Here is a 15,998-nt window from a genome sequence, read left to right on the forward strand (position 1 = left end):
AAATAATAATTTTGATTGATGTTGGTTTTGAGGCAAAAAAAAACATTACCAGTTTATTGATAATGTTTTATGAATTTGTAATTATTTTGTTTGCTCCTCCTTTTTCATTCCGAAGCTTTCGGAACTTGGTTTCCCCAATTGTATTCCCGAAATGGAAGCCACAAGACTGTCTTTTTTAATTAGTGAGTAAGTTATTTTTTGTGGATAATCATGTTTTGGGTTTTCAAAAATCAATTGTTTTTCTGTAATAATAGTCATTTTAAAAGGAACTGTTTTATCATCGTTTTGTCCTTTTACGGTTGCATTGTAGAATAGTTCTTCTCCTTTTTGTTGCAACGTCATGGTTTCAAAATGCAGCGTGTCTTTTTCTTTAATAAAAAAAGATTCTCCTTGAAAAGTACTGTCGTTAAGTTGTTTCCAACTCTCAGAAAGAACACCATCATCAGTTTTAGTTTCCCATTTACCCAATAACCAATTGGCTTTTTTTATTTGGTCTTTTTCGGTTGCTTCAGGATTCTTTTTACAGGAAATAATGACTAACAAAAGCAGTATAAGGGTTGTTTTTTGAAACATATTTTGAGTGTTTGGTTTTGTATTGAGACGCTAAATTATGAAAAAAAATGTTAGCCATGAGTTACAGAGACGAAGTATAACGGATAGTTAACCGCAAAGGTCACGAAGAATTACGCAAAGTTCGCAAAGCTTTGCGTTCCTTGCGCTTTCTTTGTGAACTTTGCGGTTAAATTTATAAAAAGCTTTTTTGTAAAATCGAGTAAACCAATTCTTTTGTTGGTTTTTGGTCTTTCAGTTTTGCCCGAACTTCATCAAAAGTTACTTTAAAATCGCAACCCAATTTGTAATCGCCGCAACCATACGCCGTTTTTCCTTTCAGCACGGTTCCTTTTTTGCATTTTGGACAAGTTAATGTTTCCGATGTTGTTGATGAGGTTTTTGGTTCTGTTTTCTTTGGTTCCAATTTCAACTTGTAATTTTCCTCAAAACGAATTAAACCTTCAATGGTTCCAGAATCATTTTTAAAGCCTTTTATGTTTACAGTTGAGCCTTTTTGAAGCAATCGTAAATATTGATTTTCCGATATTTTTTTCTCTGCAAAAACATAAGGCAATACAAAATCGCAGCCTGATTTATATTCGCTGCATCCGTAAGCAGATTTTCCTTTTATGAAATTTCCTTTTTGGCATTTCGGACAGATTTCTGCCAAAATTCCATCAGCCTTTTTTTTCTCAACCGCGATTTCCTGTTTTTGGATGCTTTGCGCATGCGATATATTGGCACGTCTGGTTTCGCTTCGAACTTCATAGACCAAAGCTTCGACCATGCGTTTCATGTTATTGATAAATGATCCAGCGGTAAATTCCCCTTTTTCAATGTCTTTCAATTGCTTTTCCCAAGTTCCAGTAAGTTCAGCTGACTTAATCAATTCATTCTGAATGGTATCAATCAACTGAATTCCCGTTGGTGTAGGCAATACCTGTTTTTTGTTCCGAATAATATATTGGCGTTTAAAAAGCGTTTCGATAATATTTGCCCGCGTTGACGGACGCCCGATGCCGTTCTCTTTCATCAATTCACGTAAATCTTCATCGTCAACCTGTTTTCCGGCGGTTTCCATGGCACGTAACAATGTTGCCTCTGTAAATTGATTGGGCGGTTTTGTTTCTTTTTGAAGGAAAGAAGGTTCATGCGGTCCTTTTTCACCCACAATAAAACTTGGCAATATATCCGCTTCTTTTTCTTTGGCGTTTGGGTCTTCAAAAACAACTCGAAATCCTTTTTTTAGGATTTCTTTTCCCGTGGCTTTAAAAGTGACATCAGCCGCTTTTCCTATTACAGTCGTGTTGGCAACCAAACAATCATCATAAAACACGGCAATAAATCTTTTTACAATAATATCATACACCTGTTGCTGATTGTATTGTAAATTAATTTCCACGCCGGTTGGAATAATCGCGTGGTGATCGGTTACTTTTTTGTCGTTGAAAACCTTGGGTGATTTTTTTATTTTTTTCTCCAAAAGAGGTTGTGTCAACTCGGCATAATTGGTTAATTTTTGCAGAATTCCAGGCACTTTCGGATAAATGTCATTTGGTAAAAAAGTCGTGTCAACTCTAGGGTAAGTGATTGCTTTTTGTTCGTATAATGTTTGCGCAATTTTCAGCGTTTCATCTGCCGAAAAGCCAAATTTTTGATTGCAATAGACTTGCAGTCCTGTTAAATCAAAAAGTTTTGGAGCGTATTCGTTTCCGTTCTTTTTTTCGACAGAAACAATTTCGAACTCGCTTTCTTTGACTTTATTGGCCAAAATTTCTCCATCTTCTTTTTTCAAAAAACGACCTTCTTCATAACTAAAAAGCGTTTCTCTGTATAAAGTCTGCAACTCCCAATACGGTTGCGGTTTGAAATTCTCGATTTCCTTAAAACGGTCCACAACCATTGCCAATGTTGGCGTTTGCACTCGTCCGATGGATAATACTTGCTTGTAACCGCCATGCTTTACGGTGTACAAACGGGTGGCATTCATCCCGAGTAACCAGTCGCCAATAGCTCTTGAAAAACCAGCGTAATATAAATTATCGTAATTGGTTGATGGTTTTAGATTTTCAAAACCCTCTTTGATGGCTTCGGTGGTTAGGGACGAAATCCACAAGCGTTTTACTTCGCCTTTGTACTGCGCTTCATTCATCACCCAGCGCTGAATGAGTTCTCCTTCCTGCCCAGCATCCCCGCAGTTTATTACTAATTCGGCTTTGTCAAATAAACTTTTTACGATTTTAAACTGTTTTTGGATACCCGAATTATCAACTACTTTGGTTTCAAATTTTTCGGGGAGCATCGGGAGGTTGTTCAAATCCCAGCCTTTCCAGTGAGGCTTGTAATCGTTGGGCTCCTTTAAGGTGCATAAATGCCCAAAAGTGTAGGTGACTTGATAGCCATTGCCTTCAAAATAACCGTCGTGCTTGGTATTGGCACCCAAAACGGATGCGATTTCTCGTGCTACACTTGGTTTCTCGGCAATACAGACCTTCATTTTTTGACTTCTAATTTGAAGGCGAAATTAGGGATTTTCAAATTGGTATTGAAATTTTGTTTTGCGCTAAGGAGAGAGCAATGTCATTAAGTTAAGCCTTGTTTTTTTTCGCAGAGTCGCAAAGTCGCAAAGTTTTAGACTATTTTCTTTGCGCCTCAGCGTCTTTGCGAGAGTTATATTCAGAAATAAATTAGCAAGAAATCCTTAACTTAATGACATTGCGCACTAGTTAGGGGGATAAAAACCTGTTTTTATATTAAAGACAAAAAGCTGCAAGAAATTCACTTGCAGCTTTTGTCTTATATCAAATTCAGTTTTGAAATCTATTTGATTTTCTGTTTCAAATGTTTTTCTAAGAATTTCTCCATCGCTGAGTAAAAATCAAAACGGTTATTTTGATTTCTAAAACCATGTCCTTCGTCATTTTTTACCATATATTCTACAGCAACACCACGTTTTTTCAAGGCTTCTACCATTTGGTCGCTTTCGGCTTTATTTACCCTCGGGTCGTTTGCGCCCTGAGCTATAAACAAAGGTGTTTTAATTTTATCAGCATGCAGAGCCGGTGAAGACGATGCAAGTAGTAAACTATCTTTTTTAGGGTCTCCCACCATTTCATGAAACTGATCTAAGTACGGTTTCCAGTAAGGCGGAATCGTATTCATAAACGTAAATAAATTACTTACGCCAACATAATCAACCGCAGCTGCATATAAATCAGGAGTAAAAGTGATTCCGGCAAGAGTGGCATAACCGCCATAACTGCCTCCGTAAATCGCAATTCTTTTTTCTTCGGCAATGCCTTCTTTTTTCAGCCATTCAGCGCCGTCAGTAACATCGTCCTGCATGGTTTTTCCCCATTGTTTGAAACTTAATTCCCAAAATTTCTTTCCATAACCTGTACTTCCTCTGTAATTCATTTGCAAAACTGCATAACCACGATTAGCTAAAAACTGAACTTCTGGATTATAATACCAGCCGTCTCTTGCCCAAGGGCCACCATGAGGATTAATAATTACAGGCAGATTTTTGGGTTCAATACCAATCGGAAGCGTTAAATAACCGTGAATTTCCAAACCGTCTCTTGATTTATAAGTGATTGGTTTGATGTGACTCATTTGATTTTCCTTAATCCAAGGATATGGATCTGCAACTTCTTTAATTTCTGCAGTTTTGAAATCATACAAATAAAATTTTCCCGGAGTTCTGTCATTTCCTGCCCAGACAATAGCTTTGGTTCTAGCGTCGTCATAGCTTACGATGTCGGTTTCGTAGCCTTCAATTTGTTTTTTCAGATTGTTGTTGATTTCTTCCCATTCTTTGTCAAAGAAATGTTTTTCTTTTTTTTCAGCTTCCCAATCAACAGAAACCAAAGTTTGTTTTTTTCTGTCGTAAGTGATTCCGTTTAAATCATAATTATTGTCAGCATACAATTCTTTTACGTTTTTTTTGCCGATTGGGTCGTATTCAACTAAAACCACTTTATCTTTTCCTATATTGCTTAATGCATAAATATTTTTATTGTCTTTATCAAAAGATGAAGGTATAAAATAATCTTTGAAAGTCGTAGTAATCAAAGGAGTAAAAGGTTCTTTGTCTGAATTTCGGTAATTCCAAGTAATGTTTACGCCGTCAGTTTTTGAAGCAAGGCGAATAACACCATTATTGTCTGTAACCCAGCTGTCAAAGTTTTCTTTGTTGTTATAAAGTAGTGTCAAAGCTCCAGTTTCGACATTTAAAAGATACGGGTCAAAATATTCTTTTACCCTTTTGTTGATCTGTACAATTAACTCTTTTTCTTTTCCTTTGATGTCAATCAAAGCATCTGTAATATCGCTTCTTACACCAGGAAAAGGTGTTAATTTTTTTAAATCTGTTCCGTCTGCTTTTACCGAAAAAAGCTGAAAATTTTCATCTCCGCCAATGTCTTGTGCATACACAATTCTGTCACCTTTCCACATATAATTAAAAATGCTTCTTAGTGTATCATTGGTAACACGAACCGATTTTTCTTCGCCTACTTTTTGAACAAAAATATTGGTTTTTCCTTTGTAGTCGGCTCGATAACTAAAATAATTTCCATCGGGTGAGATTCTAAAAGAGCTTTTTTCTCCATTCTTGAAGAAAGTTTTCACGTCAATTAATGGGGCAGGAGTTTCTTTGGGTTCCTGTTTGCAGGAAATAAAAAATGTTGCCAAAACAACTAAAACGGATAAAACGGATTTTCTAATCATATTTTGCTTTTTTTGATGTTTCTGGAATTAAAAACTGCTCTTGAAAATGGGGCTACAATACTGTATGATATTGAAAATGTGATGTGTATGATTTCAAAAGTAAGAAAAAGTTTTTAATATTTAGAACGAAAGCCGAATTATTTTACAAATTGTTTTGATTGTAACGAAATGTGGGATTTAGAAGGTGGTGTTGAATTTTTTGTTTTTTGTGTCATTGCGAGGAACGAAGGAAATACATTAAGAATATTCTTTTTAGGTTTTACTTTTGATAGTAAGGTTGCTTCGTGCTTCGCAAAGACTATGATTGTGGAATTTTATTGTTTCTCGTCAGAGTTAAGCCAAATTACACTTTGCTCTGATTTATGATTTTGTCCAATAATGTCTCTGTATAGTTCTGGTCGTCTTGCTTTTATGTATCGATGTCCTCCCGCCTGAATAAGTTTTTCTGGATTAATTGTAGTGGTTACAAAACTGTCATCAAATGAACGACATTCGGCAAGAACGTCTCCAAAAGGATCAATAATCATAGAACAACCATTTTTTAGCTGATCATCGTCCATTCCTATTGGGTTTGAAAAAACAACATAAACAGCATTATCATAAGCTCTGGATGGTAACCATTTCATTAGCCAATCCCGTCCTTTCATACCATCAAATTCCAATCGTAGCGAAGTAGGATCGACTTCACGATTTGCCCAAAGTTTTGGATCTACAAAACCTGCTCCTGGTCGTGTTGAAGGTGTACACATCGTTACGTGGGGCATAAAAATTATATCTGCTCCCAATAAAGTTGTTGCCCTTACATTTTCAATAATGTTGTTGTCGTAACAAATTAAAATTCCGCATTTCCACCCATTAAGTTCAAAAACACAATAATTATTTCCGGGTGTCAAGTTCGGATTTATAAAAGGATGTAATTTTCTATATTTTGCAACTACTCCATTTTTGTCTACGCAAACGTAGGCTTTGAATAAATTGTCATTTTCGTCTTTTTCAAAAAGGCCTGCTAATATTGCAATGTCATATTTTTTTGCTATTTCTGTTAATTTCAAAACACTTTCTCCAGTAGGAATAAATTCTGCTAAATCAAGCATTTGCTCTTTCGAAAGATTTCTGGCAAATGTATAACCAGTAATAGAACATTCATGAAAAGCAATTATGTTCGATCCTTCACTTGATGCTTTTTGGGAAAGTTTTTCAATAATAGAGAGATTATAAGCTTTGTCACCACTTTTGTTTTCAAACTGTGCTGTCGATATTTTTATTTTGTTCATAGTAATAGTTACAATGTTTAGTCGATTGTTTTATTTTTAATCTTCAATGTTAGTTTTGTATTCATAACAATTGATTTATGTGTAAAATTGAAAGATATATACGTAATAAAAAAATATTTTAAGAAATGTTTTTCGTGGTGTCTGGTCTGCTTGTGTTTAACTATTGTATTAATTTTTACATTTCATTGCGAGATACGGAGTAAACTCACTTTGTTTTTTTCGTTATTGTTTTTTTAACTCTTTTAAATGTGTCCAAAGCATATCTTTTGAAAATTCTCCAAAAAAAGAAATATAATTTCCGTTTGGTGAAACTATTACATAGCTGTAACATGGATAATGAAACCTAAAAAATGTTTTCTCTATTATATTCTCAGGGTCCTTGTACCACTTTATAATCCCATCAAATTTCTCCAGACCTTCGTTACGTCTATACAAATAAATAGGTTTGGTTTTCGAAATCTTAAAAATTTTCTTTTCCAATGTCGTAAACCATTCCTTGTAAGATTGTCGAGTTGCTGTGCCCGATGAATTATATGGGTCTTTTCCAGGATAAAATATTGCAACAAGTGGTTTAGTTCGATCAATTTGTGAATTAGTTCGTTCTTCAATTTTTAAAATAATTTCTTCCAGATTATTGATTTTACCTCGTTCGGTTCTGTCTTTTGGTAATAATCGATATTTTTCCAATGAATCATTTTTGGCAATCATTAAATTGTTTTTTTGAGCGATAATAAGAAATTCTTTTTTTGAAATTTTATTTTCATTTTGGTCAAAGTAAATCCCGTTTTCTGGTAAATCTTGTGCATCACAAAATGTATTGAACAGTATAAATATAAATAGTATGATTGTTTTTGTAGAATTGACGATTTTCATGATATTTCTAGCTTATATTCTTGTTAATGATAGTCTTACAAGAAGGTTTTATATGAACAAATATAATATAATCGTGTTGTAAGAAAGAAGAATTTTCGGATTATTTTGAATAAAAAACTTGAAAATTTTATAGCGGGAACTTTCAATAAAAATTTTGTAATTTTGCAGTCCAAAATAAAAGGACTTATAAAATGTTAGATAGACTTCAATATGTAAAGCAGCGTTTCGATGAGATTTCGGATTTGATTATCCAGCCGGATGTCATTGCTGATCAAAAACGTTATGTGCAGCTTAACCAAGAATACAAAAGCATTAAAGCCTTGGTTGAAAAGAGAGAAGAATACATTATAGTTTTGGCAAATATTGATGAGGCAAACGAAATTATTGCCGATGGAAGTGATGCCGAAATGGTGGAAATGGCCAAAATGCAGTTGGATGAAGCCAAAGATCGCCTGCCACAATTGGAAGATGAAATTAAATTTATGCTGATCCCAAAAGATCCTGAAGATGCGAAAAACGTTATGGTGGAGATTCGTGCCGGAACGGGTGGGGATGAAGCAAGTATTTTTGCAGGAGATTTGTTCAGAATGTACACCAAATATTGTGAAAGCATGGGGTGGAGAAGTTCTGTTGTGGATATGAATGAAGGGACTTCGGGTGGTTTCAAAGAGGTTATTTTTGAAGTTACAGGAGAAGATGTTTACGGAACATTGAAGTTTGAAGCGGGTGTTCACCGTGTGCAACGTGTACCTCAAACGGAAACTCAGGGACGTGTACATACATCGGCTGCGACGGTTATGGTACTTCCAGAAGCTGAGGAGTTTGATGTTCAGGTAGATATGAATGATGTTCGTGTGGATTTCTTTTGTTCGTCAGGACCTGGAGGACAATCGGTGAATACGACGAAATCGGCTGTACGTTTAACTCACATTCCTACCGGATTGGTGGCACAATGTCAGGATGAAAAATCACAACATAAAAATAAAGATAAAGCTTTGATGGTATTGCGTTCTCGTTTGTACGAAATGGAATTGGCCAAAAAACAAGAGGAAGATGCCAAAAAGCGTAGTTCTCAGGTAAGTTCGGGTGACCGTTCGGCTAAGATTCGTACGTATAACTACGCGCAAGGTCGTGTAACCGATCACCGAATTGGTTTGACTCTTTACGATTTGGGTAACATTATGAATGGTGATATTCAGAAAATTGTTTCCGAATTAGCATTGGTTAACAATATGGAGAAATTAAAAGAAGCTAGCGAAGTTTTTTAAGAAAATAGATGCTGGAGTATACAAAATAGAATAAAGGAAAAGATGCCATACTGAATTAAGTTTTGGCATTTTTTTTAATTTTAAAATAACTGATATGTATAATTAGGTTCAAAGTTGGGCAACCTGAAACTTTAAACTTTAAATTTTAAACTTTTCTTTCAAATGACAACACAAGAACTTATAGACCAGATTAAAATTAAAAAATCATTTCTATGCGTAGGATTGGATGTGGATTTAAATAAAGTACCAAAACATTTATTAACTACCGAAGATCCTATTTTTGAATTCAACAAAGCTATTATTGATGCGACTCACGATTTGGCTGTGGCTTATAAACCCAATATTGCTTTTTTTGAAGCTTATGGTTTAAAAGGATGGCAGTCATTGCAAAAGACGATTGACTATATCAATGAAAAACATCCTGAAATTTTCACCATTGCCGATGCCAAAAGAGGTGATATTGGAAATACTTCGTCGATGTATGCCAAAGCTTTTTTTGAAGATTTGAATTTTGACAGCGTAACTGTGGCTCCTTATATGGGAAAAGATTCGGTAGAGCCTTTTCTCGCTTTTGAAAATAAACACACTATTATGTTGGCGTTAACTTCTAATGAAGGTGCTTTTGATTTTCAGACACTTCAGGTTAACGGAAAAGAATTGTACAAGCAGGTTTTGGAAACATCTAAAACATGGAAAAATTCTGAAAATTTAATGTATGTTGTTGGTGCTACCAAAGCCGAGTATTTTACAGAAATAAGAAAGATTGTTCCAGATAGTTTCTTGCTAGTACCGGGTGTTGGTGCACAAGGGGGAAGCCTTCAAGAAGTGTGTAAATACGGAATGAATGACAATATTGGACTATTGATTAATTCTTCACGAGCGATTATTTATGCTTCGAATGGAACTGATTTTGCTGATGTTGCAAGAGCAGAAGCTTTGAAAATGCAACAAGAAATGGAAGAAATAGTTAGTTTGAAATTTTAAAAGTTTAAATTGTTTAAAGTTTAAAGTTATTTAAAGGTTTAAATTGTTTAAAGTTTAAAGTTGTTTAAACGTTTATAGCAATTCTCTTTGAGTATAATTAACCGCAAAGTTCGCAAAGTTTTTCGCAAGGTTCGCAAAGGTAATAACTTTGCGAACTTTGCGGTTTTTTACACAATCCAAAACTTTAAACAAATTAAAAACATTAAACAAAAAGATGAAGCAATTCAAAGACCAAATAGGAAATATTCACACTTTTAATTCGACTCCAAAGCGAATTGTTTCTCTCGTTCCTTCTCAAACCGAATTATTGTACGATTTGGGTTTGGAAGAAAACATTGTTGGAATCACCAAGTTTTGTGTGCATCCTTTTCATTTGAAATCTACAAAAAAGATTGTCGGCGGGACTAAGAATGTCCATTATGATAGAATCAAGTTATTGGAACCGGATATTATCATTTGCAACAAAGAAGAGAATACGCAGGGAATGGTCGAGGAATTGCAGGAGATTTGCCCTGTTTGGGTAACGAATGTTGCTTCGTTTGAGTCTAATTTTCAAATGATTACCGACTTTGGTCAGGTTTTTGATAAAAGAACAGAAGCCCGAAAGTGGAATGATAAATTGGCTTTTGCCTTGAGCGATTTTAAAAAATTTATCAATAATATTCCGGTTAGGAAAGTGGCGTATTTTATTTGGAAAAATCCATATATGGTTGCCGGTTCAGGAACTTTTATAGATGAATTATTAAAGCTGAACCATTTTCAGAATTATTTTGTTTCCTTAGAAAGGTATCCCGAAATTGATCTTGAAAAAATTGATGAAGAAAATGAATTGGATTTGATTTTGCTCTCGTCAGAACCGTTTCCGTTTAAAACTGAAGATGGTTATGAAATAGTCAAATCGTTTGGGGATAATGCGCAAGCGATTCTAGTAGACGGGGAAATGTTTTCTTGGCACGGAAGCAGATTGATTAAGGCTTTGGAGTATTTTAAATTTCTTCATAAAAGTATTTAGAAAGATAGAATCGATTTGTCAAAAGTCAAAACGACAATTGTCAAAAGCCAAAGTTCAGTAATCTAACAATCTAGAAGTCGTAAAAAGTACTATATTTGCTAACAAAAAAAGCCTAGTGATTAATTTTACAATTTATAAGAACGAGAACAGCGATCATCCGAGCGGTAGCGAACAGGCGAAGCAATGGGTCACATTTGTGCATGGAGCTGGAGGAAGTTCATCTATTTGGTTCAAGCAAATAAGGGATTTTAGAAAAGATTACAATGTTTTGTTGTTGGATTTGAGAGGGCACGGTGAGTCAAAACCAACCTTGAAAACCGCTTTTAAACAAAAATATACTTTTTCGGCTTTGGCCCATGATATACTGGAGGTTTTGGATCATCTTAAAATTGAAAAATCACATTTTGTTGGAATTTCATTGGGAACTATCCTCATCAGGCAATTGGCAGAAATGTATCCTGACAGAGTGCAAAGCATGATTCTTGGCGGAGCTATCCTAAAAATGAATTTTCGTTCTCAAATATTAATGCGTTTGGGAAACACTTTTAAGTATGTTTTACCTTATTTGGTTTTGTATAAGTTTTTTGCTTTTGTGATTATGCCCAAAAAAAGTCATAAGCAATCAAGGTCTCTTTTTATAAACGAAGCCAAAAAATTGTATCAAAAGGAATTTATCAAATGGTTTAAATTAACTGCCGAGATAAATCCAGTGCTGAAATGGTTCAGACAAGTAGAATTGAATATCCCTACGCTTTATGTAATGGGTGAAGAAGACTATATGTTTTTGCCTTCGGTACGTAAAGTGGCAGAAAATCATTACAAAACTTCTCAGTTATTTGTAATCGAAAATTGCGGACATGTGGTCAATGTTGAGCAACCTAATGCCTTCAATACTGCGGTTTTGTCTTTTATACAAACAACAAAATAAATCGAACTTATTGTAACTAAAAATGCCCGCATCATTTAAGATGCGGGCAACTTTATAACTAACCAAAACCAAAGTAATAAATAACCAGTTTATTACATTGCAAAGATGCGAATAATGTTTAAGCATCGTTGTTAAGGAATTGTTATTACTTTTTCTTAAAAAGTTAAGTTTTTCAAGTTAATTTTAACAGACTATTATTCTTGTTTTTTTGAGCGTAAAATAGCGATTATCAAAGTCGCTTTTGTTTTGCTTTAAATTTTATAAAATGATAAAAAAAGCAATATCATTTTATTTAAATTGATATTGACATTGCCATTGACTTATTTTTTGTCCTGTAATGCAAATACCTTTTTTAATAAGTCCGAAGTTCTCGCATTCAAATCGGTACGAATGTTTTTTTCTTCAACGGTAATCATTTTGAAAACACCATCCAATGCTTTTTTGGTGATGTAATCCGTAAGGTCGGGATTTACTTTGGTGACTAACGGAATCATGTTGTATTGTTTTATCATTTTGGTCCAGATTACATCGGCACCAACCTTTCCTATGGATTGTTGAACCACTGGATTAAATTTAGCATAAAGGGGTTGTTGGGTTGATGATTGTAGATAGACCGTTGCAGCGTTTTCCTGTCCCAGCAAAATGCTTTTCGCATCTGTTATTGTTATGTTTTTGATAGCCGAAACAAATATTGGTGTTGCTTCTTTTACGGCATCTTCGGCGGCGCGGTTCATGGCTAATATTCCTTCATCAGCCAATTTTGAAAGTCCCATTTTTCGAAGCGTTTTGTCGACTTTTGCCAATTCTTCAGGCATAAGAATTTTTACGGCTTCGTTTTTATAAAATCCATCGGTTGCGGTGAGTTTTGATACTTGAACTGTTACTCCTTTATTAAGCGCTTCTTTTAGCCCGGCGGCAATATCCAGACTGCTGTTTGATTTTGTGATAGTGCCAATTTTATCGGCAGCTTTTGTAAGTATATCTTTTAGTTGGGCATTACTGATTGCAGGTAGGAGGAGAAGTAGGAATAAGGTTTTTTTCATTTTGTTTATTTTTTTCAAAAATAAGTAAAGAATGTGAACCGATTGGTAGTACTTTATCGATGAAATGTAAAAAAGCATCGATTTAATAAAGAAGCAGCATCGAATTTATTCTGTATATTTGTAATATATTGAAATATAGATATTTGTGTTTTGTTTTTGATGTGAAAATAATTGCAATTTCAAAGAGATGAAAATACTCGAATTGGAATTATTATCGGATGATATTCCAAAAACTGAAATTTTTTATAATCGGGTTTTGGGATTGGAAACCTTATATTGTGATAGTTCTACTGTTTCATTCCAAGTAGGCATCACAAAACTGACTTTTCATGTTTCCCAAAATGAAAAACCGGTTTATCATTTTGCATTTGATGTCCCCAATAATAAGTTACTTGAAGCATTTTCCTGGATAGAAGACAAAACCGAAATCATGTATGTGGTTCCGCCCGATAAAATTGCTGATTTCTATAACTGGAATGCCAAGTCCTTTTATTTTTATGACAATAATAGAAATATTATAGAATTTATTGCACGATACGATTTGAACAACGCCACTGAAAAACCATTTGATGGCAAGTCTATTATATCTGTAAGCGAGATTGGACTAGTTTCCATAAATGTCAACGAACAATGCGACGAACTGTTTGAAACATACGGATTGACGCCTTATTCAAAACAACCCAAACTACCTAAATTTATTGTTTTAGGAACCGTAACCGGACTTTTTATTCTTGTTGAAGAAAACAGGAATTGGTATCCGACAACCGATAAAAAATCAAAATCCTTTTGGACAAAAATTTTGTTCAGTTATAAAGGAGAAAACAAAGTGTTGGAAGTTTTAGAAGGAAATAAATCAAAATTATTGTAAAATTTAAATAGACAAAAAAATGGAAAATCAAGACAATCAGCCTTCACCGGCAAGTATTATGCAAATCGGTTCGGGATTTTGGGCATCAAAAGTGTTGCTTGCAGCAATAAAATTTCAATTATTCTCGAAGCTTGACGAAAAAGGATCGATGGCAGCTCAGGAAATAAAGGCAACACTGAACCTGAAGTGTACCGATATTCATATGTATGATTTTCTTGATGTCTTAACTGGTCTTGGTTTTCTCAGTCGAAAAGGGCTTTTGGAATCGGCAATTTATTCCAATAGTATTCATTCCGATGCTTTTTTGGTAAAGAGCAAAGCTTCTTATATTGGGGGAATGCTCGAAATGCTGAATAACCGTTTGTATCACCATTGGGGAAATCTCGAGGACGGTTTACTCACAGGTTTGCCACAAAATGAAATCAAATCAGGCAATGATAATTTATTTGAGGAACTCTATAAATCACCCGAAAGATTATTGGAATTCATCGATGCAATGGGAAGTATTCAAATGGGGAATTTTAATGCCTTTGCACAGCAGTTTGATTTTTCAAAATACAAAACATTGACGGATGTCGGCGGATGCGGAGCGGCATTGTCATCGATGGTTGCCCAGTATCAGCCACATATGAAATGCACCAGTTTTGACCTTCCGGTTGTCGAGCCTATCGCCAAAGAAAAAATTGCAAAAACATCTTTTGGAGATAGAGTTGTAACGGCTAGTGGCGATTTTTTTGCCGACCCTTTTCCAAAAGCCGATGTGGTGGTCATGGGGAATATTCTACACGATTGGGACGAAAATAAAAAAATACTACTGCTTCAAAAAGCCTATGACGCTCTTCCCGAAGGCGGTGCTTTTGTTGCTATCGAAAATGTAATCGACGATGAGCGTTCCAAAAATGTTTTCGGAATGATGATGAGCCTGAACATGCTGATAGAAACCGGAACTGGCTTTGACTATACTTTTTCCAGTTTCAATAAATGGACAAAAAATGTTGGTTTCAAATCGACTTCGATTGTTCCATTGACGGGGCCTACAAGTGCTGCGATTGCCTACAAATAAATGAGAAAAAAGTCTGCGAAGTCTGCGCGAAAATATAGAACGCAGATTTAGCAGATGAAATTATATAAACCCAAAATTGGCATTAGGATTTTATTGTTTTTTTTCACGCTGACGACGCAGACTTTCGCGGATTTTACACATTTAAAACAATCAAAATCTGTATAAATCCGTTTAATCTGTGTCATCTGTGTGCCAATACTTAATTTTGGTAAGCGGTTATTTTCCTATGAAAATACAACCGTTTTGTTGTTATACACGATGGTTTTTCGCTCGGCGTGCAATTTGACAGCTCTGGCAAGTACCATTCGTTCTAGATCACGCCCTTTTGTAATAAAATCTTCTATCGAATGGCTGTGCGAAACTCTCGTAATATCCTGTTCGATAATTGGGCCTTCGTCCAATTCCTCAGTAACATAATGGCTCGTGGCGCCAATAATTTTCACCCCACGCTTGAAAGCCGAATGATACGGTTTGGCACCCGGAAATGCGGGCAAAAACGAATGATGAATATTGATAATTCTGTTTTGATAAAGTTCAATAAGTTTGGGTGTGATAATTTGCATATAACGCGCCAAAACAATAAAGTCAATATCAAATCTTTTTAATAATTCAATTTGTGCTTTCTCGCCTTCTTCTTTAGTGTCTTTTGTAAAAGGAACATAAAAAAACGGAATATCAAAACGTTCCGCCACCGATTTTAAATCTTCGTGATTGCTTATAATCAAAGGGATTTCAAGAGGCAATTCACCCGCTGAAAATCGTCCCAAAAGATCATACAAACAATGGTCATATTTTGAAATAAACAACGCCATTTTTGGCTTTTCATCCTGTGGGTACATCGCCCAAGTCATATTAAAAGGAGCCGCTAGATTGGTTTGAAAATGACTTTTTATAGCTTCAATTTTCCAATCGGCCTTGCTGAGTTCGCATTCCAGGCGCATGAAAAACACATTTTCGTCGGGATCAACATGTTGGTCAAGGTAAGTGATATTTCCATCAATCGAAGCGATATAATTCGTCACCGAGGCAATAATAGCCTTTTTGTCTTCGCAATGGATAAGTATGGTGATTTTTTGCATTTCTTTAAAATTTTCTAAAAATAATTAGGAGCATTCCTATGGATTTTTGAATGATGATTAACGATTTCTGATATTAGATTTTGTACTGCTAAACTTAAAATATTTTTGGTTTTACGAGTTTTATAACTTCAAAAATCAAATATCGTTAATCAAAAATCTTAAATCATTTTTATCGGGGCTAAAACTCGAAAATACCAATTTTTTTCCAAAAACAGAGCTTGTTTTCTTAATAAAAAACAACGTTGTCATATTTTGTGTTTTAAGTTGTTTTTGATGAGTTTTATTTTAAAATTTACGTAAATTGCACTGTTAAATTATCATAT

At 34.8% G+C, this 15,998-nt stretch carries 13 protein-coding genes; 6 read left to right on the forward strand and 7 right to left on the reverse strand.

Annotation, left to right across the window (positions count from 1 at the left end; genetic code table 11):
- Window positions 1-81: 81 nt before the first annotated feature.
- The 5 genes from EM308_RS08875 to EM308_RS08895 form a co-directional block, all read right to left on the reverse strand.
- A complete protein-coding gene (locus EM308_RS08875; RefSeq protein ID WP_035639026.1) occupies window positions 82-573 on the reverse strand; it encodes a DUF6265 family protein in 492 nt (163 codons plus the stop codon).
- A 172-nt stretch (window positions 574-745) separates the two neighbouring features.
- Window positions 746-3,049 (reverse strand): type IA DNA topoisomerase, encoded by a 2,304-nt coding sequence (locus tag EM308_RS08880; RefSeq protein WP_035639024.1) that lies wholly within the window; start codon window positions 3,047-3,049, stop codon window positions 746-748.
- A 323-nt stretch (window positions 3,050-3,372) separates the two neighbouring features.
- Window positions 3,373-5,283, reverse strand: coding sequence for a S9 family peptidase (locus EM308_RS08885; RefSeq protein WP_035639021.1), 1,911 nt, complete (start codon window positions 5,281-5,283; stop codon window positions 3,373-3,375).
- A gap of 314 nt (window positions 5,284-5,597) precedes the next feature.
- Complete coding sequence (locus tag EM308_RS08890; protein WP_035639018.1) at window positions 5,598-6,557, reverse strand: nitrilase family protein; 960 nt, start codon at window positions 6,555-6,557, stop codon at window positions 5,598-5,600.
- Window positions 6,558-6,779: 222 nt separating this feature from the next.
- Window positions 6,780-7,430, reverse strand: a complete 651-nt coding sequence (locus EM308_RS08895; protein WP_035639017.1) for a hypothetical protein — start codon at window positions 7,428-7,430, stop codon at window positions 6,780-6,782.
- Between the two features lie 191 nt (window positions 7,431-7,621).
- On the opposite strand from EM308_RS08895, the gene prfA reads away from it, so the two are divergent.
- The 4 genes from prfA to EM308_RS08915 all read left to right on the forward strand — a co-directional run bounded on the left by prfA (window position 7,622) and on the right by EM308_RS08915 (window position 11,622).
- A complete protein-coding gene (gene prfA, locus EM308_RS08900) occupies window positions 7,622-8,698 on the forward strand; it encodes a peptide chain release factor 1 (protein ID WP_035639014.1) in 1,077 nt (358 codons plus the stop codon).
- Between the two features lie 162 nt (window positions 8,699-8,860).
- Entirely contained in the window at window positions 8,861-9,682 is an 822-nt protein-coding gene (gene pyrF, locus EM308_RS08905) for an orotidine-5'-phosphate decarboxylase (protein ID WP_035639011.1), read from the forward strand.
- Window positions 9,683-9,896: 214 nt separating this feature from the next.
- A complete protein-coding gene (locus EM308_RS08910) occupies window positions 9,897-10,694 on the forward strand; it encodes an ABC transporter substrate-binding protein (protein ID WP_035639038.1) in 798 nt (265 codons plus the stop codon).
- A gap of 115 nt (window positions 10,695-10,809) precedes the next feature.
- Window positions 10,810-11,622: an alpha/beta fold hydrolase gene (locus EM308_RS08915; protein WP_035639008.1), complete on the forward strand. Its 813-nt coding sequence runs from the start codon at window positions 10,810-10,812 to the stop codon at window positions 11,620-11,622.
- Between the two features lie 320 nt (window positions 11,623-11,942).
- Here EM308_RS08915 and EM308_RS08920 read toward each other — a convergent pair whose 3' ends face one another.
- Window positions 11,943-12,665, reverse strand: a complete 723-nt coding sequence (locus EM308_RS08920) for a DUF4197 domain-containing protein (protein ID WP_035639006.1) — start codon at window positions 12,663-12,665, stop codon at window positions 11,943-11,945.
- Window positions 12,666-12,852: 187 nt separating this feature from the next.
- On the opposite strand from EM308_RS08920, the gene EM308_RS08925 reads away from it, so the two are divergent.
- Complete coding sequence (locus EM308_RS08925; protein WP_051877849.1) at window positions 12,853-13,533, forward strand: VOC family protein; 681 nt, start codon at window positions 12,853-12,855, stop codon at window positions 13,531-13,533.
- A gap of 19 nt (window positions 13,534-13,552) precedes the next feature.
- The gene (locus EM308_RS08930; protein ID WP_035639004.1) at window positions 13,553-14,596 is read left to right on the forward strand and encodes a methyltransferase; all 1,044 of its coding nucleotides are present in this window, start codon (window positions 13,553-13,555) and stop codon (window positions 14,594-14,596) included.
- 224 nt (window positions 14,597-14,820) lie between these two features.
- On the opposite strand, the gene purU is transcribed toward EM308_RS08930, so the two are convergent.
- Entirely contained in the window at window positions 14,821-15,675 is an 855-nt protein-coding gene (gene purU, locus EM308_RS08935) for a formyltetrahydrofolate deformylase (protein ID WP_035639002.1), read from the reverse strand.
- Window positions 15,676-15,998: the final 323 nt, after the last annotated feature.

The organism is Flavobacterium gilvum, from assembly GCF_001761465.1.
Classification (GTDB): domain Bacteria; phylum Bacteroidota; class Bacteroidia; order Flavobacteriales; family Flavobacteriaceae; genus Flavobacterium; species Flavobacterium gilvum.